Here is a 23,987-nt window from a genome sequence, read left to right as displayed (position 1 = left end):
ACTTACTCCGCCGCCGCGGCCGCCAGGGCCGGCTTCAGGAAGGCTTCCGTGCAGTCGGCCATAGTCTGCGAAGCCCGGCTGATCGGATCGGTCATGTAGAAATTCTCCACCGGCGAGGTGAAGTGCGCATCGGCGACCGCACCCTCAGCCCCGAACGGCCCCCAGGACGCTGTGACCAGACGGTCCAGCGCGCCAAACACCGGGTTCAGAGCGACCATGCGCTGGCGCAGCTGCGCCAGCGTGTCATAAGGCAGGGTATGCCCCAGTTCCGCAGACAGGGCGCGCAGGATCTTCCAATCTTCGCGCGCCTCACCCAGCGGGAAGGTGGCAAGGCGGGCCTGCTGGACCCGGCCTTCGGTGTTGACATAGGTGGCATTCTTTTCGGTGTAGGCAGCACCCGGCAGGATGACGTCGGCGCGATGCGCACCGCGATCACCATGGTGACCCTGATAGATCACGAAGGCCTTGCCGAACCGGTCGCCCTCGATCTCGTCGGCGCCCAGCAGATACACGACCTCGATTTCGCCCTTCTGTGCGCCCGACAGGATACCGCCCAGATCACGTCCGCCAGCACCCGGCAGGAAACCGGCATCCAGCGCACCGACACGGCCAGCGGCCAGATGCAGGACGTTGAAGCCATTCCAGCCTTCACGCACAGCGCCCACTGTCTCGGCCAGCTTGGCAGCGGCGGCCTGCACCGCCAAGCCATCGCCACGGCGCAGCGCACCGGCGCCCAGAATGATCAGCGGGTTCTTGGCATTACGCAGCGTCTCCGCGAAGGCATGCGTACCATTGGCCAGGTCGGTCAGGATCGAACCGGCATTACCCAGCCATTCGGTCGGGTAGGTCAGGTCGATATTCTGGCCGATAACAGCAACCTTTTTCAGCTTGCCGGTCAGATAGGTCTTGCGGATACGGGAATTCACCAGCGGCGCTTCCCAGCGCGGATTGGTGCCGATCAGCAGAACGACATCGGCATTCTCAATCCCGGCAATACCGCTATTGAAGATATAGCCAGCGCGGTTGGATGCATCAAAGCTGGCCCCGTCCTGACGGCAATCCAGGTTTTGGGAACCCAGCGCGTTCAACAGGTCCTTGAGCGCGACGGTGCTTTCGACATCAACCAGATCACCGGCAATACCGGCGATCTTGCTGCCCGCGACACCAGCGACCTTGGCCTTGATCGCGGCGAACGCCTCAGCCCAGGTGGCCGGCTTCAGCTTGCCATCGGCGCCGCGCACATAGGGCCGGTCCAGACGCTGACGCTTCAACCCATCAATGGCATAGCGCGTCTTGTCGCTGATCCATTCCTCGTTCACATCTTCGTTCAGGCGCGGCAGAACGCGCAGAACCTCGCCGCCACGGGCGTCGATGCGGATGTTGGAACCCACCGCGTCCATGACGTCGATGCTTTCCGTCTTGCGCAGTTCCCAGGGGCGGGCGTTGAACGAATAGGGCTTGGAGGTCAGGGCACCCACGGGGCAGACATCGACCAGATTGCCCGACATTTCCGAATTCACACCGGCCTCAAGGGCGGGGGTGATCTCCAGATGCTCACCACGCGCCAGACCGCCGAGCGCCGGCACGCCGGCGATCTCATCCACAAAGCGGATGCAACGGGTGCACTGGATACAGCGGGTCATGAAGGTCTTGATCAGCGGACCCATATACTTGTCGCTGACGGTGCGCTTGTTCTCTTCAAAGCGGCTGCGGTCATAACCGTACGACACGGCCTGATCCTGCAGGTCGCATTCGCCGCCCTGATCGCAGATGGGGCAGTCCAGCGGATGGTTGATCAGCAGGAATTCCATGACGCCCTTGCGGGCCTTATGGACGTTGGGGGTGTTGGTCTTCACCACCATCCCCTCACCCACCGGCAGCGCGCAAGATGCGGCCGGCTTGGGCATGCGTTCCACTTCCACCAGGCACATGCGGCAATTGGCCGGCACGGACAGGCGCTCATGATAGCAGAAGCGCGGCACCTCGATGCCGAGCTGCTCGCAGGCCTGAAGCACGGAAGTGCCCGGCGCGACCTCGATCTCGACCCCGTCAATGGTTAGCTTTGGCATCCTGTCAGTCCTTCACACGCTCGTTCCCGGCACGACCAACCGGGAACCAGTTCATGTCGCGCGTCTGTTCCAAACTATAGGGGCAGTCTTCCGGCAAGTCCTTCAGCGCCACCCCATCCTCTTCCAGCCCGATGGCTGCTTCCCGCCGGGCATAGTGATAGGCCCGTTCAAGGATTTCGGGCAAACGGGCCTTCAGGCTGGGATTGGTATCAAGTCGCTCCTCCGCCTCCAGCCGCTGCAACTTGATCTCCTTGCGCCAGTGCGCCTTCGGTTCTTCCGCCGGGGAATAGTCCAGCTTCAGAAGATGGCTGAGCACATTGCGCAGATGCGATGCAAGCGCCCGTTCCTGCTCCCTGCCCAAACTCTCGATCTCCTCAATGACATTGTCCCAGTCCACGATGTTGGACTTAACCCCAGACGCGACAGCACGCAGGGCATCCGCCTGCTGCTGCGTCCAGCTGAAGAAATCCGTGTCGTGGAGCCGGTTGTCAGGCATTGAGCCGCCTCACTCCGCCGCTACACGGGCGCCGCGATCGGCGCGCGTGCGGTATTCCAGGATGCGGCGTTCCACTTCCGGGCGGAAATGGCGCATCAGACCCTGGATCGGCCACGCCGCCGCGTCGCCGAGCGCGCAGATGGTGTGGCCTTCAACCTGCTTGGTGACGTCCAGCAACATGTCGATCTCCTCGACATGGGCCTGTCCCTTCACCAGACGTTCCATGACACGCCACATCCAGCCCGTGCCTTCACGGCAGGGTGTGCACTGGCCGCAGCTCTCATGCATGTAGAACTTGGACAGCCGCGCAATGGCCTTCACGATGTCGGTGGACTTGTCCATGACGATGACAGCCGCCGTGCCCAGGCCCGATCGGACATCACGCAGGCTGTCAAAATCCATCAGCACGGTGTCGCAGATTTCCTTGGGCAGCAGCGGAACCGACGAGCCACCGGGGATGATGGCCAGCAGGTTATCCCAGCCGCCCCGTACACCACCGCAATGTTTCTCGATCAGTTCCTTCAGCGGGATGCCCATCTCTTCTTCGACGGTCGCCGGCTGGTTCACATGACCCGACACGCAGAACAGCTTGGTACCGCTGTTCTTCGGACGGCCCAGATTGGCGAACCAGGAGGCACCACGGCGCAGAATGGTCGGGACCACCGCGATGGATTCAACATTATTCACCGTCGTCGGGCGGCTGTAGAGGCCGGCCATGGCGGGGAACGGGGGCTTGTTGCGCGGCTGGCCCTTTTTGCCTTCCAGGCTCTCGATCAGCGCCGTCTCTTCACCGCAGATATAGGCGCCAGCGCCCAGGTGCAGATAGACGTCGTGATCATAGCCGGAACCACAGGCATTCTTGCCAATCAGGCCCGAGGCATAGGCCTCGTCAATCGCGCGCTGAACATTGGCGGCCTCGTAATAGAACTCGCCACGGATATAGATGTAGGTGGCGGTGGCGCCGATAGCGAAACCGGCGATCAGGCAGCCTTCAATCAGCTTGTGCGGATCATGGCGCATGATCTCCCGGTCCTTACAGGTACCGGGTTCACCCTCGTCGGCATTGACCACCAGATAGACCGGGCCATTGCTGGTCTTGGGCATGAAGGACCATTTCATGCCGGTGGAGAAACCGGCACCGCCACGGCCGCGCAGGCCCGACTCCTTCACCAGATCAATGATCTTGTCACGACCGAGATCCAGGATCTCCTTGGTGCCGGACCAGTCGCCACGGGCCTTGGCCCCGTCGAGGAACGGGCTTTCAAAGCCATAGAGGTTGGTGAAGATACGGTCTTCATCGCGAAGCATGGTTCACCCTCCTCTCAGGCCTGACCAGCAGGCTTCACGCCTGCCTTGAGGGCCGATTCCGTCAGGGTCGTCGGGCCGCCCGAGGGGCAGGCGCGGATACGACCATTTTGCGGACCCGTCGCCGGCTTCTCGCCACGCGCCAGGGCGTCCAGGATTGCCGTCGTGGTTTCCGCCGTCAGATCCTCATAAAAATCGTCGCCAATCTGCATCATGGGCGCGTTCACACAGGCGCCAAGGCATTCCACCTCGATCACTGTGAACTGGCCATCCGCCGTGGTCTGTCCCGGCTTGATACCCAGCCTCGACTCACAGGCGTGCAGCACTTCATCCGACCCGCGCAGCCAGCAAGGCGTGGTGGTGCAGACCTGGACAAAATGCTTACCGACGGGCTTCAGATTATACATCGTATAGAAGCTCGCCACCTCCAGCGCCCGGATCGGCGCCATGTCGAGATAGTGGGCCACATAATCAATGGCGACCTTGGGCAGCCAGCCGCCGCACTGACGCTGAGCCAGGTCAAGCAACGGCATCACCGCGCTTTGTTGTCGGCCTTCGGGGTACTTGGCGATGATGCGCTTGGCCAGCTCGATATTCTCGGCGGTGAATTCGAAGCTGGTCGGCTCCGCGACCGCGGGGCCATGGGAATGGGCGGCACTCATCGATCAATCTCTCCGAACACGATGTCCATGGAGCCGATGATCGCGACCGCGTCAGCGAGCATGTGACCCTTGGACATGAAATCCATCGCCTGCAGGTGCGAGAAGCCGGTGGGGCGAATCTTGCAGCGATACGGGCGGTTCGTTCCGTCAGCCACCAGATACACGCCCAGTTCCCCCTTCGGCGATTCGGTCGCCGTGTAGGTTTCGCCGGCCGGCACGTGATAGCCTTCGGTGTACAGTTTGAAATGGTGGATCAGCGCTTCCATCGAGCGCTTCATTTCGCCACGGGTGGGCGGCGTGACCTTGCGGTCGTTGGCCTTCACGGGGCCCGGCGTCTTGGCCAGCTTGTCCAGCGCCTGACGGATGATGAACATCGACTGTTTCATCTCCTCCATGCGAACCAGATAGCGGGCATAACAATCGCCGGTCAGGCCAACCGGCACATCAAATTCAAACTCCTCGTAGCTGTCATAGGGCTGCGCCTTGCGCAAATCCCAGGCTACATTGGAGCCACGCAGCATCGGACCGGAGAAGCCCCAGGCCAGCGCATCAGCAGCACTGACCACACCGATATCAACGGTGCGCTGCTTGAACACCCGGTTCTCGGTCAGCAGACCTTCGAGATCAGCCATGAACTTGGGGAAGGTGTCGAAATAGGCGGCGATATCATCGGCCAGCCCAGCCGGCAGGTCCAGGTTCACACCACCAGGGCGGAAATAGTTGGCATGCAGGCGTGCACCCGACACCCGCTCATAAAACTCCATCAGCTTCTCACGCTCTTCAAAGCCCCAGAGGGCCGGCGTGATGGCGCCAACATCCAGCGCGAAGGTGGTGAGGTTGAGCAGATGGTTCAGGATGCGGGTAATTTCCGCAAACAGTACGCGGATATACTGACCACGCTTGGGCGGGGTGATGCCCAACAGTTTTTCGACGGCCAACACCCAGGTGTGCTCCATCGACATCGGAGACACATAGTCCAGCCGGTCGAAGTAAGGCGTGGCCTGGGTATAGGTCTTGTACTCGATCAGCTTTTCGGTACCGCGGTGCAGCAACCCGATATGCGGATCAGCCCGTTCCACCACCTCGCCATCCATTTCCATCACCAGACGCAGCACGCCATGGGCGGCCGGATGCTGGGGACCGAAATTCATGGTCAAGGGCTTGATCTGCACTTCGCCCTGGGTGGCGGGTGCCGAGAGGGACAGCCCGGCTTCGGTCGCGACGGTGGTCGTTGCCATCTCCTGGCCCCCTTAACGCTTGTCCGCGATGGCGGGACGCACCGCCAGCGGGATAACGGCCTTTTCATCGCCCGGCAACTGCACATCCGTCATCCCTTCCCAGGGCGACAGGAAGTCGAAGCTGCGGAAATCCTGCGTCAGTTTCACCGGCTCATAAACCACCCGGCGCTGTTCGGCATCGTAACGCAGCTCAACAAACCCGGTCAGCGGGAAATCCTTGCGCAGCGGATGACCCTCGAACCCATAATCGGTGAGGATACGGCGCAGGTCGGGATTGTCGGCGAAGAAGATACCGTAGAGATCCCAGGCCTCACGCTCAAACCAGCCTGCCACAGGGTACAGCGACACGATGGAGGCCACGGGCGTGTCCTCATCCGTTGCCACTTTCACGCGGATGCGGTGATTATGCTTCACCGACAACAGGTTATAGACCACCTCAAACCGCTCGGCACGGTCGGGATAATCCACACCGGCAATGTCGGCCAGCATTTCGCAATGGGTGGTCGAATCGTCGCGCAGGAACTGGATGCCCTTGAACAGCGCGGCGCGCGTCAGGGTCACGGCCAGCTCGCCATGGGCGACCTCGGTCTTCACCACAGCAGCGCCCAAGGCGTTGCCGATATAATCACCGAGTTCCTTGAGGGCCTCGTCGCTCATCCTAAGCGTCCTCGTCCAATAACCAAGGTCAGGCGCGGATCAGGCGGTTACCGCCCTTGATCTTCTTCTGCAATTGCAGAATGCCGTAAACCAGCGCCTCCGCCGTCGGCGGGCAACCAGGCACGTAGATATCAACGGGCACGATACGATCGCAGCCGCGCACCACCGAATAGGAATAGTGATAATAGCCGCCGCCATTGGCGCAGCTACCCATCGAGATGACCCAGCGCGGTTCGGCCATCTGGTCATAGACCTTGCGCAATGCCGGGGCCATCTTGTTGCACAGCGTGCCGGCGACGATCATCACGTCGGACTGGCGCGGGCTGGGACGCGGGATCACACCAAACCGGTCAAGATCATAGCGCGCCATGTAGGCGTGGATCATCTCCACGGCACAGCAGGCCAGACCGAAGGTCATGGGCCACAACGAGCCAGTGCGGGCCCAGTTCAGCAGATCATCGTACTTGGCGACCAGGAAACCCTTGTCGTTCAGTTCGGTGGTGACCGCATTCAGATAGGCTTCCTGTGCCGGGCCGGGCGGCAGGGGGCTGGTGTTGCCCACAACCTGATTGGTGGTGACGAGATTGCTGCTGCTCATCATATCGCTCCCAAGCTGGCTGGACGGGATTACTCCCACTCCAGCGCGCCCTTCTTCCATTCATAAATGAAGCCGATGGTCAGGATGCCCAGGAACACCATCATCGACCAGAAACCGAACATGCCGATATCACCCAGGGCGATCGCCCACGGGAACAGGAAGGCCACTTCCAGGTCAAAGATGATGAACAGGATCGAGACCAGATAGAAGCGGACGTCGAACTTGCTGCGTGCATCCTCAAACGCTTCAAAGCCGCACTCATAGGCGGACAGCTTCTCGGCGTCAGGCTTCTGCTTGCCCACCACCAGAGAGGCCGCGATCATCGCGCCGGCCACCACCGTGGCAATCGCCAGGAAGACCAGGATCGGCAGATACTGCACCAGCAGCGGGTTGGACATCGGATCGGACATCGTTACACCGGTTCAGCCCGGCGACGCGCCACAGCAAACCATCGGGCCGACAGGCTCGGGCCGATGTTCTATGTGTCGCGACCGCGGGCGGTTCATGGACCAGGAAGGCCGCCAGGGGAACCCGGAGCCCACGGGAATATAGGCCCCGTCCACACAGGAAGGAAAGCGAATTACGCCATTTTCTGGGCTGATAAACGTTCGCAACTGGCCGAAAACGCTCGCTGTTCCGCCATTTGGTGCGTCGCGGCAAACCAGCGTTGCGTCGCAGGGATTACTCAATGGCGTCAAATGCATGGCCACAGCGAGCCACGCGGAAATGCAAAAATTCAGCATCTTCCCGAATGGGGAATGCTGCGATTTTAAATTTGCTGGAACTGTGGAATTCAATTACCCGACCTTGGTCGGGGTTCCGCCTTGTTTGTCTGGTCTGAAGGCAGGGTGGCGCGAGTGACGGGACTTGAACCCGCGGCCTCCGGCGTGACAGGCCGGCGCTCTAACCAACTGAGCTACACCCGCGCAGGGTGGAAGGAGTTAACGTCCTCTCCGGGACGGGCCACCAGGAAGGGTGGCGCGAGTGACGGGACTTGAACCCGCGGCCTCCGGCGTGACAGGCCGGCGCTCTAACCAACTGAGCTACACCCGCACAAAACGACAGAACGGCTGTCAACCCATTCCTGAACCCCTGAAGGAAAAGTGGCGCGAGTGACGGGACTTGAACCCGCGGCCTCCGGCGTGACAGGCCGGCGCTCTAACCAACTGAGCTACACCCGCGCAGGGTGGAAGGAGTTAACGTCCTCTCCGGGACGGGCCACCAGGAAGGGTGGCGCGAGTGACGGGACTTGAACCCGCGGCCTCCGGCGTGACAGGCCGGCGCTCTAACCAACTGAGCTACACCCGCACAAAACGACAGAACGGCTGTCAACCCATTCCTGAACCCCTGAAGGAAAAGTGGCGCGAGTGACGGGACTTGAACCCGCGGCCTCCGGCGTGACAGGCCGGCGCTCTAACCAACTGAGCTACACCCGCAAACTTTTCCAGCAGCGTCAGAACCGTTCCTGGCCCCGCCGCCGCTGAGGTGGGCGGGTGTATATTCGACCCCGCACCCCTTGTCAAACATGAAATCGACAGCGCGAAGCCGGTCAGCCACCCTTCGCCCGCCGCAAGGCAAACAACCGATCCAACACATCGTCCATGTTGGCGGGCGGATCGCGTTTTTCAAAAGCGTCGGGGCCGCCATACCGGCTCAATGCCAGTTCCAAGGCACGCCAGAGCTGTTCAGCGATTTCCAGTTCCTGCTGGTCAATGGCCAGTTCCAATGCGACCAGGATGCGGTCGCCCAGGCGACGATCGGCAGAATCGGTCACGAAGCGCCTTCCCTCTTTCCCATCCAGCGACCGCAAGAGGTCGCATGTCAGGCTTCACCATACCTGTTCCACCAACAAGGCGACAGGTGGAATGGTCAAAGATTTTGAGGGAGGAACGATGGGAGATGGTGGGCGGTGAGGGAGTCGAACCCCCGACCTGCGGTGTGTAAAACCGAAGCTCTACCTCTGAGCTAACCGCCCTTACCGTTCGATGGCCGGGACAATAGCGGCGAAAACGCCAAGGTCAACAGGGAAGTTGATTATGTGGACGAAACAATGTCCTGCTGCAACCACCACACCCGGACTTCCGATCGACGACGACGGCGTAGATGCTCAAATCCAGGGATCGACCGCAGCCGGGAAACCGCAGGAGGTCAGTCGCCGCCGCTGCCCTATACCAATCAACAGTTGACCACAGACAAAGGCCTCATGTGCCTCGCCGTGAATGCTGCATGGATGTTAGGCTGTTGCCCCTGGTCATGCCAGATCGCGGAAATGAGAAACGGGCGCACCTTGCGGCCGCCCGTTCTATCCATCATCAGGTGCCCGGCATCACGCCGGGCATTCCCACGACAGTGTCGCTCAGTTCAGCGCGTCCTTCAGGCCCTTGCCGGGCTTGAACTTCGGCTGCTTGGAGGCGGCGATGGAAATCTTCTCACCGGTGCGGGGGTTACGGCCCTCGGAAGCAGCGCGTTCAGCCACGGCAAAGGTGCCGAAACCAACCAGACGCACTTCGTCGCCCTTCTGCAGCGCGCCGGTGATCCCATCGAAGACCGCATCCACGGCCTTGTTCGCGTCCGCCTTGGACAAACCAGCCGCTTCGGCGACCACGGCAACGAGATCGTTCTTGTTCACTTAAGGCCCCCCTCATCAAGAGAGTATCGGTTGCACATGCCCGAAAACTGTTCCCAGGCATTCGTAAGGATAGGTTCCGCCGCCAGCACCAAGGATTTGTGCGGGTAGCGGCGGGAACCCAATTCACACGATTTCACGGCACACTTCAATGCCGAATCACGCCGTCACGCTCCTCATCCCCAGCTTTTCCGGGGACCTGGGCCACTTCTTCGGGCTCCGACCACTCGATTCCGACCGGTGCCGTGACCAAAGCCTGCGCAATGACCTCATCAACGGTTGAAACCGGGATGATGGTCAGGCCCTTTTTCACATTGTCGGGGATTTCGGCCAGGTCCTTCTCGTTGTCCTTGGGAATCAGGACGCGCTTGATTCCCGCTCGCAGTGCCGCCAGCAGTTTCTCTTTCAGGCCGCCAATGGCCAGAACCTTACCGCGCAGGGTGATCTCCCCCGTCATGGCAATATCCTTGGCCACCGCGATGCCCGTCAGGACGGACACGATGGTGGTAATCATGGCCACACCGGCCGACGGGCCGTCCTTCGGGGTCGCCCCTTCCGGCACATGAACATGGATGTCACGCTTCTCGAACAGCGTGGGCTTGATCCCGAACTTCAGAGCATTGGCCTTCACATAGGATTCGGCGGCTTGCACCGATTCCTTCATGACATCGCCCAACTTGCCCGTTGTCTGGATACGGCCCTTGCCACGGAGCATAACGGCTTCGATGGTCAGAATCTCGCCGCCCACCTCGGTCCAGGCCAGACCGGTGGTGGCACCGACCTGATCCTCCAGTTCTGCCTCACCGAATCGGAAACGTTTCACGCCCGCAAACTTTTCCAGGTTCTTCGGCGTGACCTTCACCTTGTCGAGACCCTTCATCAGGATCTCTTTGATGGCCTTGCGCGCCAGGTTGGCGATTTCCCGCTCCAGCGAGCGCACACCGGCTTCGCGCGTGTAATAGCGGATCAGGTCGCGCAGGGCTTCATCGGTGATGGAGAATTCACCGGCCTTCAGACCATGATCGGCCACCTGCTTGGCGATCAGGTGGCGCTTGGCAATCTCCACCTTCTCATCTTCGGTGTAACCGGCCAGACGAATGATCTCCATCCGGTCCAGCAGCGGCTGCGGCATCCGCAGCGAGTTGGCCGTGCAGACGAACATCACGTCAGACAGGTCGTAATCGACTTCCAGATAATGGTCGGCAAAGGTGCTGTTCTGTTCTGGGTCGAGCACTTCCAGCAGCGCCGATGACGGGTCACCACGCCAATCCGCGCCCAGCTTGTCGATCTCGTCCAGCAAGAACAGAGGATTGGAGGTCTTAGCCTTCTTCATGCCCTGGATGACCTTTCCGGGCATGGAGCCGATATAGGTCCGGCGATGGCCGCGCACCTCAGCCTCATCCCGCACACCACCCAGTGACATGCGGACAAAGTTACGGCCAGTGGCCTTGGCAATGGACTTGCCCAGCGAGGTTTTGCCGACGCCCGGCGGCCCGACCAGACACAGGATCGGACCCTTCACCTTGTCCATCCGCTGCTGAACGGCCAGGTACTCCAGGATGCGTTCCTTGACCTTCTCCAGACCGTGATGATCGGCATTGAGGATCGCCTCAGCGCCCTTAATGTCCTTCTTGACCTTGCTGCGCTTCTTCCAGGGAATGGACAGCATCCAGTCCAGATAGTTGCGCACGACGGTCGCCTCGGCGCTCATCGGGCTCATGGTGCGCAGCTTCTTGACCTCGGCCAGGGCCTTTTCGCGGGCTTCCTTGCTGAATTTGGTCTTGGCGATCTTTTCCTCGATCTCCGCAACCTCGTCCTTGCCGTCCTCGCCCTCGCCAAGTTCCTTCTGAATGGCCTTCATTTGCTCATTCAGATAATACTCGCGCTGGGTCTTCTCCATCTGGCGCTTCACGCGATTGCGGATGCGCTTTTCCACCTGCAGAACGCCGATCTCTCCTTCCATGAAGGCATAGACCCGCTCCAGCCGCTCGGCGACCGTCGGGGTCTCCAGCAACTGCTGCTTCTCAGGAATCTTGAGCTGGAGGTGGCTGGCGATGGTGTCGGCCAGCTTGCCCGGTTCCTCGATCTGGTTGATGGAGACCAGGACTTCAGGCGGGATCTTCTTGTTCAGCTTGATATATTGCTCAAACTGAGACACGGCGGCACGGCTGAGAGCTTCCAGCTCCTGGGCCTCACCCACCTTTTCGTCGATCAGTTCGGCGTAAGCCTGGAAAAACTCCTCATTATCACCAAACTTGGTGATGGAAGCACGTTTACCGCCCTCCACCAGCACCTTCACGGTTCCATCAGGCAGCTTCAGCAGCTGCAGCACAGTGCCGATCGTGCCCACAGAAAAGATATCAGCGGGCGTGGGATCATCCTGGGAGGCGTTCTTCTGGGTGACCAGCAGGATCTGCTTGTCATCCTTCATCACGTCTTCCAGCGCGCGAACCGATTTCTCACGGCCCACGAACAACGGGACGATCATGTGCGGGAAGACGACGATGTCTCTCAACGGGAGGACCGGGTAGAGAACACCGCGGGGGATGTCCAGCATCTTAAGTCAGCCTTCTATATTCATGCCGCCAGCCCCGCTGGGCCTGGACCAACCGCCCGCCCCAGATGGGCACGGGAAAAACGGCCGTGACGGCGTCAACGTTAACGTGGCACAGCCACACCCCCCCTTCAAGGGCTTGAACCGTGCCAAAGGCGTACTAGCGGGTTTGCCGCGGACGCAAAAGGGGCCGCACGGCATGGCCGGCGGCCCCTTTTTCCCAGAAAACCCCGGTATTTCATCGCAGGAATCGCCGAGTGGCGTCGCGTGAAAGACCAAAAGCGTCTTTATACCTTGCCCAGCAGAGCGGCGATGGTCAGCACGACATAACCCACCAGCATGAACAACACCGCATAGCCCCAGCCCACGAAGAAATGCAGCAGCATCATCAGCAGGAACAGCACCACGGCGATGACGCCAATGGTGGTGAACCGGGTAAAGGCATGCCAACCCTCGGCATGTTCCTTAACGAGCTTCTTATCGACCACAACGGGCCCATGAGCGCCGGCCATTTTTTTCTCCCCGGAACGAGACAACGGAATTCTGCGCGATGGTGTAAGGGTTGGGGACGCGGTTGACAAGGGTTCTCGAACGGTTGGGGGTGCTACCGAATGTCCTTTACCAGCCGCAATGTCTCCTCCCCATAGCCCAACCGGGCATAAAAGGCACGACCGCGTGCGTTGCTGGCAAAGACGTCCAGCGACAGGGACGCATAACCCTCCCCTTTGGCCCAATTCTCCACAGCCGCCATCAAGGTCCGCGCCGCGCCCTGCCCTTCCGATGCCTCCGTGACGGCCATCAAGGGGACATAGGCGGCGATCTGGTCGGTGAAAATGTCCAACATCGGCTCGGCATGGACAAAGCCGAGGCGCTCACCGGTCGTATCCTCGGCGATGAAGGTCACTGCGCCCGGCTTGGGCACTTCCAGCGCCTCATGCATGAAACGTCGCTGGAAGCGCATCACCTCGTCAGCGCTGCGCCAGGACAGGTCGGCAGCACCGGCCAGACGTACGGCGAGGCTGTGGATGAAGGGCAGGTCAGCGGATGTGGCGGGGCGGACGATCATAAGGTCACGCTTTCGCATTCGACGGAACATTCAAGATTTGAGTGAATAGGAACCACCACCAGAATTCCGAGCGCCGCGCACGGCCGGTAACAGTCATGTACCTCGACAGAGCCGATTATATAGCCTCGAAAAATCCCATAGAATCGATGACGACCTTGTCATCATTTCCGGACAGGTTAGTCGGATTGATCTATGGCAGCAGCCAAGAGAGATGCCGGTCGTGCAACGCACTCTCAGACTTCCGGCAACCCCGTCGTCAAAGCGACCCCAGCCCGCTTTACCAAAGCCCGATCCCCCTCCACCGTCACCCGCCCTTCTGCGATCAACCGCACGGCCAGGGGATAGGCCTTGTGCTCCTGCTCCAGCACGCGGGCAGACAGGCTGTCGGGCGTGTCATCATCACCGACGGGCACAGCGGCCTGCACGATGATCGGGCCTGTATCCATCTCCACCCGCACATAATGCACGGTGCACCCATGGAGCCACACGCCGGCCTCTATGGCCCGGGCGTGCGTATCCAGGCCAGGGAAGGAGGGCAGCAGAGAGGGATGGATATTGATCAGCCGGTTGTGCCATGCCGCAACAAACACGGGCGACAGCAGGCGCATATAGCCGGCAAGGCAGACCAGACCGACGCCGGCCTCCTGCAATGCCGTTGTCATCGCCGCCTCGTGCGCTGCCTTGTTGGCGAAATCCTTCGGCTTTAGCACCAGGGTCGCGATACCGGCGGCACGCGCCCTTTCCAGGCCGGCGGCATCCGCCTTGTTGGAGATGACAAGCGCCACCTCCGCCGGGTAGGTGGGATCGCTGGCAGCGTCGATCAGGGCCTGCAGGTTACTGCCCCGGCCCGAGATCAGCACGCCCAGACGCACTCTCACGACCAGCGCTCCAGGCCCGTGATCACAACACGGTGGCCGTCATTGCCACGTGGCACCACGGTACCTATACGCTGCACCGTCTCACCACCATCAGCCAAGATGCGCGTGGCTTCATCCGCCTTGTCGGCAGGCACAACAACCACCATGCCGATACCGCAATTGAAGGTGCGGGCCATTTCCGGGGCCGCGACATTGCCCGTCTTCATCAACCAGCCGAACACCGGCGGCAGGTCCCAGGATGCTGCGTCCAGATCCACGCCCAGGCCATCGGGCAGCACGCGCGGAATATTCTCGATCAACCCGCCACCCGTAATATGGGCCAACGCATTGACCGTGCCGGCGCGCACGGCGGCCAGGACCGACTTCACATAGATGCGCGTCGGCGTCAGCAGTGCGTCACCCAGACTGCGCGACGCATCCCAGGGACAGGCACTGTCATAGGTCAGGCCAGACACGCCGACCAGTTTGCGCACCAGCGAATAGCCATTGGAATGCACACCACTGGAAGCAAGGCCCAGCACGACGTCGCCGGCGGCGACCTTGTCACCGATCAGCACCTGGGAACGTTCGACGGCACCCACGGAGAAGCCGGCCAGATCATAATCGCCATGGGCATACATGCCCGGCATTTCCGCCGTCTCCCCGCCGACCAGGGCACAGCCGGCCTGACGGCAACCCTCGGCGATGCCGGCGACGATGGCACGACCAGCGGTCACGTCCAGCTTGCCGGTGGCGTAGTAATCCAGGAACAACAGCGGTTCGGCGCCCTGGACAACCAAATCGTTCACACACATCGCGACCAGATCGATACCGACCGTGTCATGCTTGTTGGCGTCGATGGCGACCTTCAGCTTGGTGCCAACCCCATCGGTGGTGGAGACCAGCAGCGGATCATGGAAGCCGGCGGCACGCAGATCGAACAGCGCCCCAAACCCGCCCAGGCCGGCATCGGAGCCGGACCGGGCGGTGGACTTGGCCAGCGGCTTGATCGCATCAACCAGTGCGTTGCCCGCGTCGATATCGACACCGGCATCCCGGTAGGAATAGCTGCTCATGCCCTGGCCCTCACTGCTGGCGTAACGGTGCCGGGGTGGGGTAGAAAGCCCATGGTGGCCTGCCGCACCCCGGATTTGGCGCCGAACATAGCAACATCGGAATTCAAGGCAATGCCGGTCATCCGCACCCCCGCCCTGCGCAAAAGCCTGTCTGTCACCCTGATCGCCCTGGGCCTGGCCCTACCGGCCTCCGGTCAGGCGGTGGACGACCTGTTCACGGTGCGGGATGTCGGTGTCGATATTTCCTCCGGCAATGCCAATCTAGCCCGCGATCAGGGCGTTCGAGAGGCACAGCGCAAGGCATTCGACCTGCTGTTCGACAGGCTGACCGTCGATGGGACACGCACGGCCCTGCCCCCTGTCCCGTCCGACGTCATCGAACGGATGGTGCAGAGCTTTGAGATCCAAGAGGAGCGGACATCAGCAACCCGCTATGTTGGCAAGCTGGCCATTCGGTTCAACGGCGCCGCTCTGCGCACCTATCTGCGCGCCAACAATGTCGCTTACGCCGAGGTGCGGTCAAAGCCGACTCTGGTTTTGCCCGTGGATCAGTCTGGCGGCACGCCGGTCCTGTGGCAAACGGGCACGGCCTGGCGGCAGGCTTGGGCCGATCTGGCCCCCCAACAGGGCGGGCTGGTGCCGGTAACGGTGCCGTTCGGGGAAGCCGCCGATGTGGCCGATATCGGCGTCGAACAGGCGCTGGCCGGTGATGCAACGGCCCTGCGCCGTATTGCCGACCGATACGGGGCGGGCGATGTGGCGGTGATTGTCGCCAGCGGTACACCAGAGACGGGCCTGACGGTGACGGTTGCGCTGCACCCGGCCACAGGTCCTGCGGAAAGTTTCAGCCTGACCCAACCCCCACTGCCCAGCGAGGCCGGCGACGCGGTCAATCCCACCCATCGCGCGGCCGTGGAAGCGGTCACCCACCGGTTCGAGGAACGCTGGACCGCAGCCACGCAAATTGCGGGCGGTGCCCTGTCTGATTTGACCCTGACGGCCAGCTTTGCCGATCAGGCCGGGTGGTTGTCCATCCGCCGACGTCTGGCCGGTATCAACACCATCACTCAGACAACAATCACCAGCCTGTCCCGCAGTAACGCCGTCCTGGACCTGCGCCATGCCGGCGATATCGCGCAATTGCGCATCGCCCTGGCCCAGCACGATCTGGTGCTGGAGGACGGAGCCGATGGGCCGGTGCTGCGGGCCATGCGGTGAATGGTTCCCCGGCTTTCCACCAGACCATTGTTATCCTTCCGAAAACCCTCATACTGCCGCCTGGAACCCCACGGCGGAGTTGAGGCACCATGAGTGATCTTGCGCCCGAACCCATGGCCACCGATCCCACATTGGAACGGCTGCGCCGCATCACCATGGGCATCACGGCCGGGCGGCTTCTGTCGGCCCTGCTGATCGGTTGGCTGATCTATAGCGGCCATTTTACCCTGGCCTTCTGGCTGTTTGTGCTGGCAGGGCTGGGCGCCCTGCTGGAAGGGGCGGCCGCCCTGCTTTTCAAGACCCGCACCCGGCTGGGCGGGCTGCTGGACGGGCTGGCGGATCGGCTTTTGCCGCTTCTGGCGTTGTGCGCCCTGTCTTACAGGGGCTTGCTGCCGCTCTGGGTCCTGATCCCCGTGCTATTGCGTGAACTGGTCCTGGCACTGGGGCAGAAACTGCCGGAAACGGCAGGCAATGACCCCTGGATACGGGAACCGCGCTGGCTGTTCCATGTGAATATTGTCGCCATGGGCGCGTTGGCCATCCTTTTTCTGCTGATCCAGGGGCCGGGTTTCGGGGTCGATCTGTTCCTTCTGCCCACAGAACTGTTGGTGGTGGGGCTGGCATTTGCCTCCCTGGCCCTGGCCTATGTGAACCGTCCGAAGCCGGAGGACGAGTTCCTCACAGATGATCTGGGCAAGGACACATGATGCGCGCCAATCGACAGTGGAAATTCTGGCTGTGGGGATTTGTTGCCTTCATCGCCACGGTCTGGCTGCTACGCTCCATGCTGGCGCCGTTCGTTGCAGGCATGGCGCTGGCCTATCTGCTGGACCCGGTCGCGGACAAGCTGGAAACGCGCGGGCTGCCACGATGGGCCGCCACCACGCTGGTATTGCTGGGTTTCCTTCTGGCCGCGATCCTGGCGGTGCTGCTGGTGGCGCCATTGCTGCAAGCCCAGCTTGTCCAACTGTTGGAACTGGCCCCGCAATGGATTGCCTGGGCCAAACAGGAAGTCCTGCCTGCCATCCAACGCTTCTTGCGGCGACTGCCAGCGGCGGAAGTCAAACAACTGCGGGAGGCGGCCGGCAGTTATGCCGGTACCGCCGTTGGGTGGACAGCCGATGTCCTGCGCAATATTCTGACCAAAGGTGTCGCTATCATCGACATTCTGTCGGTCATCTTCATCACGCCCATTGTCGCCTTCTATCTGCTGCGCGATTGGGACCGGTTGGTGGCGACGGTAGATGGCTGGCTTCCCCGTCCCTATGCCGCCACGATCCGCGAACAGGCCCGTGCCGTGGATACAACGCTGGCCGGTTTCGTACGCGGACAGGCCACTGTCTGTCTTTGCCTGGGCATCTTCTATGCCGTGGCGCTGACGGCGGCGGGACTGGATTTTGGTCTGGTGATCGGGCTGATCACGGGGGTGCTGTCCTTCATTCCGTTCGTTGGCTCGATCGTCGGATTCGTGGCCAGTGTCGGTCTGGCCCTGTTCCAGTTCGATGAATTCTGGCGCGTTGGCCTGATCGCCGGCATCTTCTTTTTTGGCCAGGCCGTCGAAGGCAACATCCTGACGCCCAAACTGGTGGGCGACAAAGTAGGGCTGCATCCCGTCTGGGTGATGTTCGCCTTACTGGCGGGTGGCGCCCTTTTCGGCTTTGTCGGCGTGTTGCTTGCCGTTCCTGTGGCTGCCGTCATTGGGGTGCTGGCCCGGTTCGGTTTGCGGCAATATATGCAGAGCAGCCTCTACCGTGGGTTCGACACCGGTACGGCGACAGCCCTCGACTTGGCCCCCGACCCGCTGCTATCCCATCCGGCAGCCGAAGGGGCGGAACGGGGTGCCGGCGTCGCCGACCTGCCGCCCAAGCCCTGAGCCTGTTCTGAGATTTCCAGCCCGTGCAAAAGGAGGGGCTGTGCCATGACCACGCCCCCCCCAACACCATCCAATCCGCCCTCTTTATTGTCCACACGGCAGATCCCACTTGATCTCGGTCATCGCTCCGCCATGGGGGAGGATGATTTCCTGGTGGCGCCAGGCAATCAGGATGCCGTGGCCTGGCTGGATGCGTGGCCGGACTGGCCAGCCCCGGCCCTGGTCCTGTTTGGCCCGGCAGGGTGCGGCAAAAGCCATTTAGCCCAGATCTGGCGGGCCCGCGCGCGGGGCAATCTCCTGTCGATTGATGATCTGCGGGCGGAGGCAGAACTGCCTGATCTGTTACGCCCCATGCGAACCGCCGTTCTGGACGGAGCACAGGGGGTGGCGGGCGACCCGTACCTGGAACGCTCCCTGTTCCATCTTTACAATCTGGCCAAAGAGATGGGCGGTCATCTGCTGCTGCTGGCGGAGAACGCACCGATCAACTGGCTGATCCGCCTGCCCGACCTGCGGTCCCGCCTGCTGGCCGCCCCCGCCGTGGGCATGGCGGCCCCGGACGACGCCCTGCTGATGGCGGTGCTGGTAAAGCTGTTCGCCGACCGGCAGATCCGGGTGGGGGAGGATGTCATCGACTGGTTGATGACCCGCACCGAACGCAGCTTCGCCAATGCCCGCCGCGTGGTCGCCACCCTGGACCATGCAGCGCTGGCCGCGAAGAAGCCGATCACGGTGCGATTCTGCCGGCAGGTTTTGGGGGATGGTGGTTAATGCCGGGATGCCCGGCGTAGCGCAGGTCCACTCTGCTAAGTGGCGACCGGTATCTTGCTCGCCGCCAAACCCAGCGCGCCGTCGAACAGCCCCGGCAGCACTGGCAGGTCTGTCACGCCCGGATCGACACCCACCTGCATCATCAGCGTTGTCGCCTGACCGCGATGATGGGTGCCGTGGTTGAAGAAATGCGTCACTGAAAGCCAGGCCGGCAGGGTCCAGCGATGCGGATTGAACTTGGTGACATAGGTGAGCGGTGACGATAGCCATTCCGGCGTCACGCCTGCTGCCCATGCCAGAATGCGGGCATCGGCCGCTGCCCGGTCGGCCACCAGTTCATCCCAGTCCGGGCGAAACAGGTCTGCGCCCTTGGCTATCGGCGGTGCCTCCCCTTCGAACCGGCAGAGCCAGATCAGGTCGGCCCACAGAATATGGTCCAGGGTGCCATGCAGTGACTTGAAGAAGGCCCCCAGATCTCGGGACCGGTCGGCTGCCGGGATGGAAGCGCAGGCCGCCACCATGCGGCTGTTCATCCAATCACCATAGGCCGCCATGGTGCGCACGTAATCCACGCTGATCATCGCTGTCCCCCTTTGTCCGTGCAGCGGGTTGACTCTGCCGCACCGCATCTAAATTCTTGGGCTCAGACCATTTTTCCCCAAAGGAAGCGCAAGATGACCATCGCCATCGGCCAGCCCGCCCCCGATTTCACCTTGCCCACCGACGGCAATGGCAGCGTCACCCTGTCGGCGCTGAAGGGCAAGAATGTTGTGGTCTATTTCTACCCGAAGGATGACACATCCGGCTGCACCACCCAGGCCTGCGGTTTCGGGGAGCAGTTGCCGCATTTCGAAAAGCTGGACGCCACCATCATCGGCATTTCCAAGGACAGTGTGGCCAGCCACGACAAGTTCAAGGCCAAGTACAAACTGCCCTTTATCCTGGCCTCCGATGCTGAAAGCGACGTGACAGAGCGCTACGGCGCCTGGGCGGAGAAGAACATGTATGGCAAGAAGTACATGGGTATCGAACGCTCTACCTTCCTGATCGACAAGGACGGCGTCCTGCGTGCCGAATGGCGCAAGGTGAAGGTGCCGGGTCATGTCGATGCCGTGCTGAAGGCGTTACAAGGCCTGTGACAGGCTCCCCTTCCCGGCGGGTGTAACTGATCGGCAAGGGGTTTGGTGGCGATGGCTGCGGCGCTCGACATGCCGGATGGTCAAGCCGCCGGACGGCGGGATTGACAATTGACGCCCGATGATCGGTTCCGATCCTGGGAACCTGGTCGGAGGTGCAGGCAGATAGGGATGCATTGACACGATCCCTGCTGACGCTCACGCTGACGATCCATCAAGGCGGAACCACGCATCATGATCGTCAGCGACCTGCGCGAGCGATTGCGACTTCAGGAATTCTCCGCCTATGTCGGGTCGGAATTGGGACCTGACACGCGTTTTCTCCGGTTAACGGGCATGGCACGGCGGCTGTTCGGCCTGCCGATCGCCATGGTCAATCTGATCAATGCCACCGATATGTGGCCCAAGGCAGAAGACGGCATCTGCGTCGGTCGGGTGCCGCGCGAAAGCTCCCTGTGCAATCTCGTGGTCAATGGTGGCAGGCTGGTGGTGGCCGATCTGGCCGCCGACGAACGCTTCGCCGACCTGCCCGGCATCACACAGGCGGGATTGCGTTTTTACGCGGGCGCGCCCATCAGCACGCCGACAGGCCAGATCCTGGGGGTCTTCTGTGTGCTGGACCGACGGCCCCGGCCCGACTTCCAGGCGGAGCAGGTGTCCTTACTGGAACAATTGGCCGGCATCGCCATGGACCAATTGTCAATGGACAAATTGCAGCGTGATGCCACAGCAGCACAGACGGCCGCCGAACAGATGGCCCAGGCCCGTGCCAGCTTCCTGGCCATGATGAGCCATGAGATACGCACACCGTTGAACGCGATCTTAGGTTTCGGCGAGATGCTGGCCCATGCCGGGTTGCCCGAACCCTATGGCGATTATGCCCGCACCGTGCATGACACGGGCCGCAGCCTGATGCAGGTGCTGAACCACACGCTGGACTATGCGCGGTTGGAGTCGGGCAAGGTGGAACTGGAGGAACGGCCATTCTCCCTGTCCGATCTGGTCGCACGGGGGCAACGGCTGGTGCAGAAGACCTGTCACGACAAGGGGCTTACCCTCTCGGTCGATCTGGACCCCGCCTTGCCTGACCGGTGGCGCGGCGATGGTATCCGACTCCAGCAAGTAGTGAACAACCTGCTCTTCAATGCCAGCAAATTCACGGAAACAGGTAGCATCACCTTGTTCCTGCGGCAGGATAGGCTGGACGGCGACCGGCTATGGCTGCGGGCGGATGTGGTCGATACCGGCATCGGTGTCGCCCCGGAACAGCGCAACAATCTTTTCACGCCTTTTTTCCAGGCTGACAGTTCCCATGCCCGCCGGTTCGACGGTTCGGGTCTAGGCTTGGCGATCTGCCGTCAGTTGGTCCATGCCATGGGCGGGCAGATCGGCTATGAACCGGTCCAGGAAGGCGGCAGCCGCTTCTGGGTGCGCGTGCCCCTGATCGCTCTGCCTGATCTGGATAGTCAAGGGTAGGGGCTACCTGCCCTCCCCCGAAGATGAGTCCAGCGCCGTCCAGATTTCGGCAGCCAGCGCCTCCAATTCCTCCACACCCTTCGATTTAGGGTCTGTTTCCGCCAGGGTCAGACCATCCATCAGCGATCCTGCGAACCCGATACGGTTACCCAGGCTTTCAGCAGCCACCGGCACGCCCAGTTCGGCTGCCTTCTCCGCCACCGCATCAACCAGCTTGCCGCGCGCCGGCACACGGTTCATGACCAACATCACCGGCCGTTTTTCCGCCCGCGCCAAATCTAGCGTCGGGCGTGTGGCCCAAAGGTCCATGGGGCTGGGCTGAACCGGCACAATCACAAGTGCAGCGGTACGCACGGCGATGCGGGCATCGGTTTCGGCATGCGGCGGGCTGTCGATGACCACCACATCATGGGTCCTGGCCAGCCGCTCCACCTCCCGCTGAGTCCGCCAGCCGGAGATCTGCAAATGCGTGATGCCGGTGGCATCCGCACCCAGGGTCACTTCCCGCTGTGCATACCACGCGGAAAGGCTGCCTTGCGGGTCGATATCGACCAGGGCGGTGGATTTGCCGGCCCTTGCCCAGGTAACGGCCAGATGAATGGCCAGCGTCGTCTTGCCCGCCCCGCCCTTCTGCTGCGCGATGGTGATGACCCGCCCCGCCATATCCAGCCCCTTGTTGCCCTTTGTTGTGGGTGACAGTGTGCCCACATGCAGCACGGGCGGCAAGCGCCGCACCGCAACATGAGGCAGATCGATGACCAGTACCCTGTGGCCGGGCCACCTTCCCATTACCCGTGTACGCATTGCCCGGCCGACGGACCGGTTGACCGCAGTCACAGGCTTTTACCGCGATGTAATCGGGCTGGAGGTTATTGGTGGCTGGATCGATGATGGCAGCCATGCCGGCTATGATGGGGTGATGATCGGCCTGCCCGGTTGGGATACCCATCTGGAATTCACCCAGCATAAGGATGGCAGCCCCTGTCCGGCCCCCACCCGCGACAATCTGCTGGTGCTGTATGTTGACAGCCGTGAGGATCTTCTTTCCGTGTCAGAAGCCATCCAGGCCCGCGGCGGCGTGCCGGTAGTGCCGGAGAACCCCTATTGGCTGAACCGGGCGGTCTGTTTCGAGGACCCGGATGGGTGGGGCGTTGTCTTCTCGCTGAAGCCGGGTGTGGGATGACGCAGCCGGGCTTTGCGTGGAAAGCCCGTGATCGGGCCGCCCGCGACCGTTATCGTGGCGGGTGAGATTTTCAGGACCGGTCCCGTGCCCCACAACCCTTGCTGCGACGACCCCAATCACCATCATGACGCGCCGGCCCCGCCGCCGCATCCCGACCGGCCGCGCGTGTTGCCGCCAGGTCCAGCAGCCTATGCCGAGGCGGCGGAGACGCTGACGGCGGGAAATCTGGTCGCCATGCCCACGGAAACGGTCTATGGGCTGGCAGGTGACGCCGGGAATGACGCGGCGGTGGCCGCCATCTTCGCCGCCAAGGGCCGCCCCAGCTTCAACCCGCTGATCGTGCATGTGGCCGATGTCGGCGCTGCTGAGGCGCTGGTCCATGTCGATGACCGCGCCGCCCGCGCGATGGAAATGTGGTGGCCCGGCCCCCTGACCCTGGTTCTGCCGCGCCGCGCCGATGCGCCCTTGTCGCTGCTGGTGTCGGCGGGTCTGGACACGGTGGCGGTACGCAGTCCCGCCCACCCCGTGGCACGCGCCTTGATCCTGGCTGCGGACCGCCCCCTGGCCGCCCCGTCGGCCAATGTGTCGGGCCATGTCAGCCCAACCACGCCCATGCATGTGGTGGAGGAATTTCCCGATGGCGGTGGCGCGCGGCTGAGACTGATTCTGGCCGGTGGGCGTTGTGCCATCGGCGTCGAGTCGACCGTGCTGGACCTCACGGGTGACCGTCCGCTATTGCTGCGTCCCGGCTCGGTGACACGCGAGGAGCTGGAAAGCGTGCTTGGCCCCGTCGATGTTGCCACCGCTGCTGACGGCGTGAAGGCACCCGGCATGTTGATCAGCCATTATGCGCCGGGCCTGCCCGTGCGGCTGGACGCGACGACCGTAGGGGATAATGAGGCGCTGCTGGCCTTCGGCCCGGACCAGTTCCTGCGCGGCGGGGCGGTCCGACTGAACCTGTCCAACAATGGTGACCTGACAGAGGCGGCGGCGAACCTGTTCGCCATGCTGCGTGCCTTGGACCGGCCCGGCCTGTCCGGCATCGCCGTCATGCCGGTACCGGATAGGGGGCTTGGCATCGCCATCAATGACCGCCTGCGCCGCGCGGCAGCACCCAGGACCTGAG

The 23,987-nt window shown here is 62.2% G+C and carries 26 protein-coding genes and 6 tRNA genes; 8 read left to right on the top strand and 24 right to left on the bottom strand.

The features are described 5' to 3' along the window. Positions 1-2 precede the first annotated feature (2 nt). The 22 genes from nuoG to purM form a co-directional block, all read right to left on the bottom strand. Entirely contained in the window at positions 3-2,069 is a 2,067-nt protein-coding gene (gene nuoG, locus CHU95_RS13350; RefSeq protein ID WP_094456841.1) for an NADH-quinone oxidoreductase subunit NuoG, read from the bottom strand. Positions 2,070-2,073: 4 nt separating this feature from the next. Next, positions 2,074-2,565, bottom strand: a complete 492-nt coding sequence (locus CHU95_RS13345; RefSeq protein WP_094456840.1) for a DUF29 domain-containing protein — start codon at positions 2,563-2,565, stop codon at positions 2,074-2,076. Between the two features lie 9 nt (positions 2,566-2,574). Further along, entirely contained in the window at positions 2,575-3,873 is a 1,299-nt protein-coding gene (gene nuoF / locus CHU95_RS13340) for an NADH-quinone oxidoreductase subunit NuoF (RefSeq protein ID WP_094456839.1), read from the bottom strand. A gap of 14 nt (positions 3,874-3,887) precedes the next feature. Then, complete coding sequence (gene nuoE / locus CHU95_RS13335; protein WP_094456838.1) at positions 3,888-4,532, bottom strand: NADH-quinone oxidoreductase subunit NuoE; 645 nt, start codon at positions 4,530-4,532, stop codon at positions 3,888-3,890. Beyond that, complete coding sequence (locus CHU95_RS13330; RefSeq protein WP_245838315.1) at positions 4,529-5,683, bottom strand: NADH-quinone oxidoreductase subunit D; 1,155 nt, start codon at positions 5,681-5,683, stop codon at positions 4,529-4,531. Before CHU95_RS13330 ends, nuoE begins: the two co-directional genes overlap by 4 nt. A 99-nt stretch (positions 5,684-5,782) precedes the next feature. Continuing rightward, the gene (locus CHU95_RS13325; protein ID WP_094456836.1) at positions 5,783-6,427 is read right to left on the bottom strand and encodes an NADH-quinone oxidoreductase subunit C; all 645 of its coding nucleotides are present in this window, start codon (positions 6,425-6,427) and stop codon (positions 5,783-5,785) included. 28 nt (positions 6,428-6,455) lie between these two features. Beyond that, positions 6,456-7,025 (bottom strand): NuoB/complex I 20 kDa subunit family protein, encoded by a 570-nt coding sequence (locus CHU95_RS13320; protein ID WP_094456835.1) that lies wholly within the window; start codon positions 7,023-7,025, stop codon positions 6,456-6,458. 29 nt (positions 7,026-7,054) lie between these two features. Beyond that, positions 7,055-7,423: an NADH-quinone oxidoreductase subunit A gene (locus CHU95_RS13315; RefSeq protein ID WP_094457226.1), complete on the bottom strand. Its 369-nt coding sequence runs from the start codon at positions 7,421-7,423 to the stop codon at positions 7,055-7,057. Positions 7,424-7,874: 451 nt separating this feature from the next. Beyond that, positions 7,875-7,951, bottom strand: a tRNA-Asp gene (locus CHU95_RS13310). A gap of 50 nt (positions 7,952-8,001) precedes the next feature. Continuing rightward, a tRNA-Asp gene (locus CHU95_RS13305) sits at positions 8,002-8,078 on the bottom strand. Positions 8,079-8,129: 51 nt separating this feature from the next. Beyond that, positions 8,130-8,206: transfer RNA gene (locus tag CHU95_RS13300), tRNA-Asp, on the bottom strand. Positions 8,207-8,256: 50 nt separating this feature from the next. Then, a tRNA-Asp gene (locus tag CHU95_RS13295) sits at positions 8,257-8,333 on the bottom strand. 51 nt (positions 8,334-8,384) lie between these two features. Continuing rightward, a tRNA-Asp gene (locus tag CHU95_RS13290) sits at positions 8,385-8,461 on the bottom strand. A gap of 113 nt (positions 8,462-8,574) precedes the next feature. After that, on the bottom strand, positions 8,575-8,799 hold the full coding sequence (locus CHU95_RS13285) for a hypothetical protein (RefSeq protein WP_094456834.1): 225 nt from the start codon (positions 8,797-8,799) through the stop codon (positions 8,575-8,577). A gap of 126 nt (positions 8,800-8,925) precedes the next feature. Continuing rightward, a tRNA-Val gene (locus tag CHU95_RS13280) sits at positions 8,926-9,000 on the bottom strand. A gap of 381 nt (positions 9,001-9,381) precedes the next feature. After that, complete coding sequence (locus CHU95_RS13275) at positions 9,382-9,654, bottom strand: HU family DNA-binding protein (protein WP_094456833.1); 273 nt, start codon at positions 9,652-9,654, stop codon at positions 9,382-9,384. 145 nt (positions 9,655-9,799) lie between these two features. Further along, positions 9,800-12,208, bottom strand: a complete 2,409-nt coding sequence (gene lon, locus CHU95_RS13270; protein ID WP_094456832.1) for an endopeptidase La — start codon at positions 12,206-12,208, stop codon at positions 9,800-9,802. Between the two features lie 284 nt (positions 12,209-12,492). Beyond that, on the bottom strand, positions 12,493-12,717 hold the full coding sequence (locus CHU95_RS13265) for an aa3-type cytochrome c oxidase subunit IV (protein ID WP_094456831.1): 225 nt from the start codon (positions 12,715-12,717) through the stop codon (positions 12,493-12,495). A 92-nt stretch (positions 12,718-12,809) separates the two neighbouring features. After that, positions 12,810-13,289 (bottom strand): GNAT family N-acetyltransferase, encoded by a 480-nt coding sequence (locus CHU95_RS13260; RefSeq protein ID WP_165772162.1) that lies wholly within the window; start codon positions 13,287-13,289, stop codon positions 12,810-12,812. Next, positions 13,276-13,368 carry a DUF805 domain-containing protein gene (locus CHU95_RS23215; protein ID WP_133065523.1) on the bottom strand — a complete coding sequence of 31 codons (93 nt, stop codon included), beginning with the start codon at positions 13,366-13,368 and terminating at the stop codon, positions 13,276-13,278. Before CHU95_RS23215 ends, CHU95_RS13260 begins: the two co-directional genes overlap by 14 nt. 136 nt (positions 13,369-13,504) lie before the next feature. Continuing rightward, positions 13,505-14,149 carry a phosphoribosylglycinamide formyltransferase gene (purN, locus tag CHU95_RS13255; protein WP_094456829.1) on the bottom strand — a complete coding sequence of 215 codons (645 nt, stop codon included), beginning with the start codon at positions 14,147-14,149 and terminating at the stop codon, positions 13,505-13,507. Then, complete coding sequence (gene purM / locus CHU95_RS13250) at positions 14,146-15,204, bottom strand: phosphoribosylformylglycinamidine cyclo-ligase (RefSeq protein ID WP_094456828.1); 1,059 nt, start codon at positions 15,202-15,204, stop codon at positions 14,146-14,148. Before purM ends, purN begins: the two co-directional genes overlap by 4 nt. Positions 15,205-15,315: 111 nt before the next feature. On the opposite strand from purM, the gene CHU95_RS13245 reads away from it, so the two are divergent. The 4 genes from CHU95_RS13245 (at position 15,316) to CHU95_RS13230 (ending at position 19,066) form a co-directional block, all read left to right on the top strand. Beyond that, entirely contained in the window at positions 15,316-16,422 is a 1,107-nt protein-coding gene (locus tag CHU95_RS13245; RefSeq protein ID WP_165772161.1) for a DUF2066 domain-containing protein, read from the top strand. Positions 16,423-16,511: 89 nt separating this feature from the next. Then, complete coding sequence (locus tag CHU95_RS13240) at positions 16,512-17,129, top strand: CDP-alcohol phosphatidyltransferase family protein (protein WP_094456826.1); 618 nt, start codon at positions 16,512-16,514, stop codon at positions 17,127-17,129. Further along, entirely contained in the window at positions 17,126-18,295 is a 1,170-nt protein-coding gene (locus CHU95_RS13235) for an AI-2E family transporter (protein WP_342744736.1), read from the top strand. The genes CHU95_RS13240 and CHU95_RS13235 overlap by 4 nt, the downstream gene beginning before the upstream one ends. Before the next feature lie 45 nt (positions 18,296-18,340). After that, the gene (locus CHU95_RS13230) at positions 18,341-19,066 is read left to right on the top strand and encodes an HdaA/DnaA family protein (protein WP_094456825.1); all 726 of its coding nucleotides are present in this window, start codon (positions 18,341-18,343) and stop codon (positions 19,064-19,066) included. A gap of 35 nt (positions 19,067-19,101) precedes the next feature. Here the strand turns inward: CHU95_RS13230 and CHU95_RS13225 are convergent, their stop codons facing one another. Further along, positions 19,102-19,647, bottom strand: a complete 546-nt coding sequence (locus CHU95_RS13225) for a DinB family protein (RefSeq protein WP_094456824.1) — start codon at positions 19,645-19,647, stop codon at positions 19,102-19,104. A gap of 93 nt (positions 19,648-19,740) precedes the next feature. Here CHU95_RS13225 and bcp point away from each other — a divergent pair, with 93 nt between their 5' ends. Both bcp and CHU95_RS13215 read left to right on the top strand, forming a co-directional pair. Continuing rightward, positions 19,741-20,205: a thioredoxin-dependent thiol peroxidase gene (gene bcp / locus CHU95_RS13220; RefSeq protein WP_094456823.1), complete on the top strand. Its 465-nt coding sequence runs from the start codon at positions 19,741-19,743 to the stop codon at positions 20,203-20,205. Positions 20,206-20,436: 231 nt separating this feature from the next. Next, the gene (locus CHU95_RS13215; protein WP_094456822.1) at positions 20,437-21,678 is read left to right on the top strand and encodes a GAF domain-containing hybrid sensor histidine kinase/response regulator; all 1,242 of its coding nucleotides are present in this window, start codon (positions 20,437-20,439) and stop codon (positions 21,676-21,678) included. A 3-nt stretch (positions 21,679-21,681) separates the two neighbouring features. Here the strand turns inward: CHU95_RS13215 and parA are convergent, their stop codons facing one another. Beyond that, a complete protein-coding gene (gene parA / locus CHU95_RS13210) occupies positions 21,682-22,341 on the bottom strand; it encodes a ParA family partition ATPase (protein WP_094457224.1) in 660 nt (219 codons plus the stop codon). A 91-nt stretch (positions 22,342-22,432) separates the two neighbouring features. Between parA and CHU95_RS13205 the strand changes: the two genes are divergently transcribed. Both CHU95_RS13205 and CHU95_RS13200 read left to right on the top strand, forming a co-directional pair. Then, positions 22,433-22,861: a VOC family protein gene (locus CHU95_RS13205; protein WP_094456821.1), complete on the top strand. Its 429-nt coding sequence runs from the start codon at positions 22,433-22,435 to the stop codon at positions 22,859-22,861. Between the two features lie 165 nt (positions 22,862-23,026). After that, complete coding sequence (locus tag CHU95_RS13200; protein ID WP_245838314.1) at positions 23,027-23,986, top strand: L-threonylcarbamoyladenylate synthase; 960 nt, start codon at positions 23,027-23,029, stop codon at positions 23,984-23,986. Position 23,987 lies beyond the last annotated feature (1 nt).

The organism is Niveispirillum lacus, assembly GCF_002251795.1.
In the GTDB taxonomy this organism is placed as follows: domain Bacteria; phylum Pseudomonadota; class Alphaproteobacteria; order Azospirillales; family Azospirillaceae; genus Niveispirillum; species Niveispirillum lacus.
This window is presented reverse-complemented; position numbering and strand designations above follow the sequence as displayed.

Excerpts from the sequence above, each read along its gene's own strand:
- CHU95_RS13205 (WP_094456821.1), top strand. The coding sequence starts at position 22,433 with ATGACCAGTACCCTGTGGCCGGGCCACCTTCCCATTACCCGTGTACGC.
- CHU95_RS13345 (WP_094456840.1), bottom strand. The coding sequence starts at position 2,565 with ATGCCTGACAACCGGCTCCACGACACGGATTTCTTCAGCTGGACGCAG.
- CHU95_RS23215 (WP_133065523.1), bottom strand. The coding sequence starts at position 13,368 with ATGACTGTTACCGGCCGTGCGCGGCGCTCGGAATTCTGGTGGTGGTTC.
- nuoG (WP_094456841.1), bottom strand. The coding sequence starts at position 2,069 with ATGCCAAAGCTAACCATTGACGGGGTCGAGATCGAGGTCGCGCCGGGC.
- nuoE (WP_094456838.1), bottom strand. The coding sequence starts at position 4,532 with ATGAGTGCCGCCCATTCCCATGGCCCCGCGGTCGCGGAGCCGACCAGC.
- parA (WP_094457224.1), bottom strand. The coding sequence starts at position 22,341 with ATGGCGGGGCGGGTCATCACCATCGCGCAGCAGAAGGGCGGGGCGGGC.
- CHU95_RS13315 (WP_094457226.1), bottom strand. The coding sequence starts at position 7,423 with ATGTCCAACCCGCTGCTGGTGCAGTATCTGCCGATCCTGGTCTTCCTG.
- CHU95_RS13245 (WP_165772161.1), top strand. The coding sequence starts at position 15,316 with ATGCCGGTCATCCGCACCCCCGCCCTGCGCAAAAGCCTGTCTGTCACC.
- nuoF (WP_094456839.1), bottom strand. The coding sequence starts at position 3,873 with ATGCTTCGCGATGAAGACCGTATCTTCACCAACCTCTATGGCTTTGAA.
- CHU95_RS13325 (WP_094456836.1), bottom strand. The coding sequence starts at position 6,427 with ATGAGCGACGAGGCCCTCAAGGAACTCGGTGATTATATCGGCAACGCC.
- CHU95_RS13265 (WP_094456831.1), bottom strand. The coding sequence starts at position 12,717 with ATGGCCGGCGCTCATGGGCCCGTTGTGGTCGATAAGAAGCTCGTTAAG.
- lon (WP_094456832.1), bottom strand. The coding sequence starts at position 12,208 with ATGCTGGACATCCCCCGCGGTGTTCTCTACCCGGTCCTCCCGTTGAGA.
- bcp (WP_094456823.1), top strand. The coding sequence starts at position 19,741 with ATGACCATCGCCATCGGCCAGCCCGCCCCCGATTTCACCTTGCCCACC.
- CHU95_RS13215 (WP_094456822.1), top strand. The coding sequence starts at position 20,437 with ATGATCGTCAGCGACCTGCGCGAGCGATTGCGACTTCAGGAATTCTCC.
- CHU95_RS13225 (WP_094456824.1), bottom strand. The coding sequence starts at position 19,647 with ATGATCAGCGTGGATTACGTGCGCACCATGGCGGCCTATGGTGATTGG.
- CHU95_RS13235 (WP_342744736.1), top strand. The coding sequence starts at position 17,126 with ATGATGCGCGCCAATCGACAGTGGAAATTCTGGCTGTGGGGATTTGTT.
- CHU95_RS13330 (WP_245838315.1), bottom strand. The coding sequence starts at position 5,683 with ATGAATTTCGGTCCCCAGCATCCGGCCGCCCATGGCGTGCTGCGTCTG.
- CHU95_RS13230 (WP_094456825.1), top strand. The coding sequence starts at position 18,341 with ATGACCACGCCCCCCCCAACACCATCCAATCCGCCCTCTTTATTGTCC.
- CHU95_RS13320 (WP_094456835.1), bottom strand. The coding sequence starts at position 7,025 with ATGAGCAGCAGCAATCTCGTCACCACCAATCAGGTTGTGGGCAACACC.
- CHU95_RS13240 (WP_094456826.1), top strand. The coding sequence starts at position 16,512 with ATGAGTGATCTTGCGCCCGAACCCATGGCCACCGATCCCACATTGGAA.
- purM (WP_094456828.1), bottom strand. The coding sequence starts at position 15,204 with ATGAGCAGCTATTCCTACCGGGATGCCGGTGTCGATATCGACGCGGGC.
- CHU95_RS13260 (WP_165772162.1), bottom strand. The coding sequence starts at position 13,289 with ATGCGAAAGCGTGACCTTATGATCGTCCGCCCCGCCACATCCGCTGAC.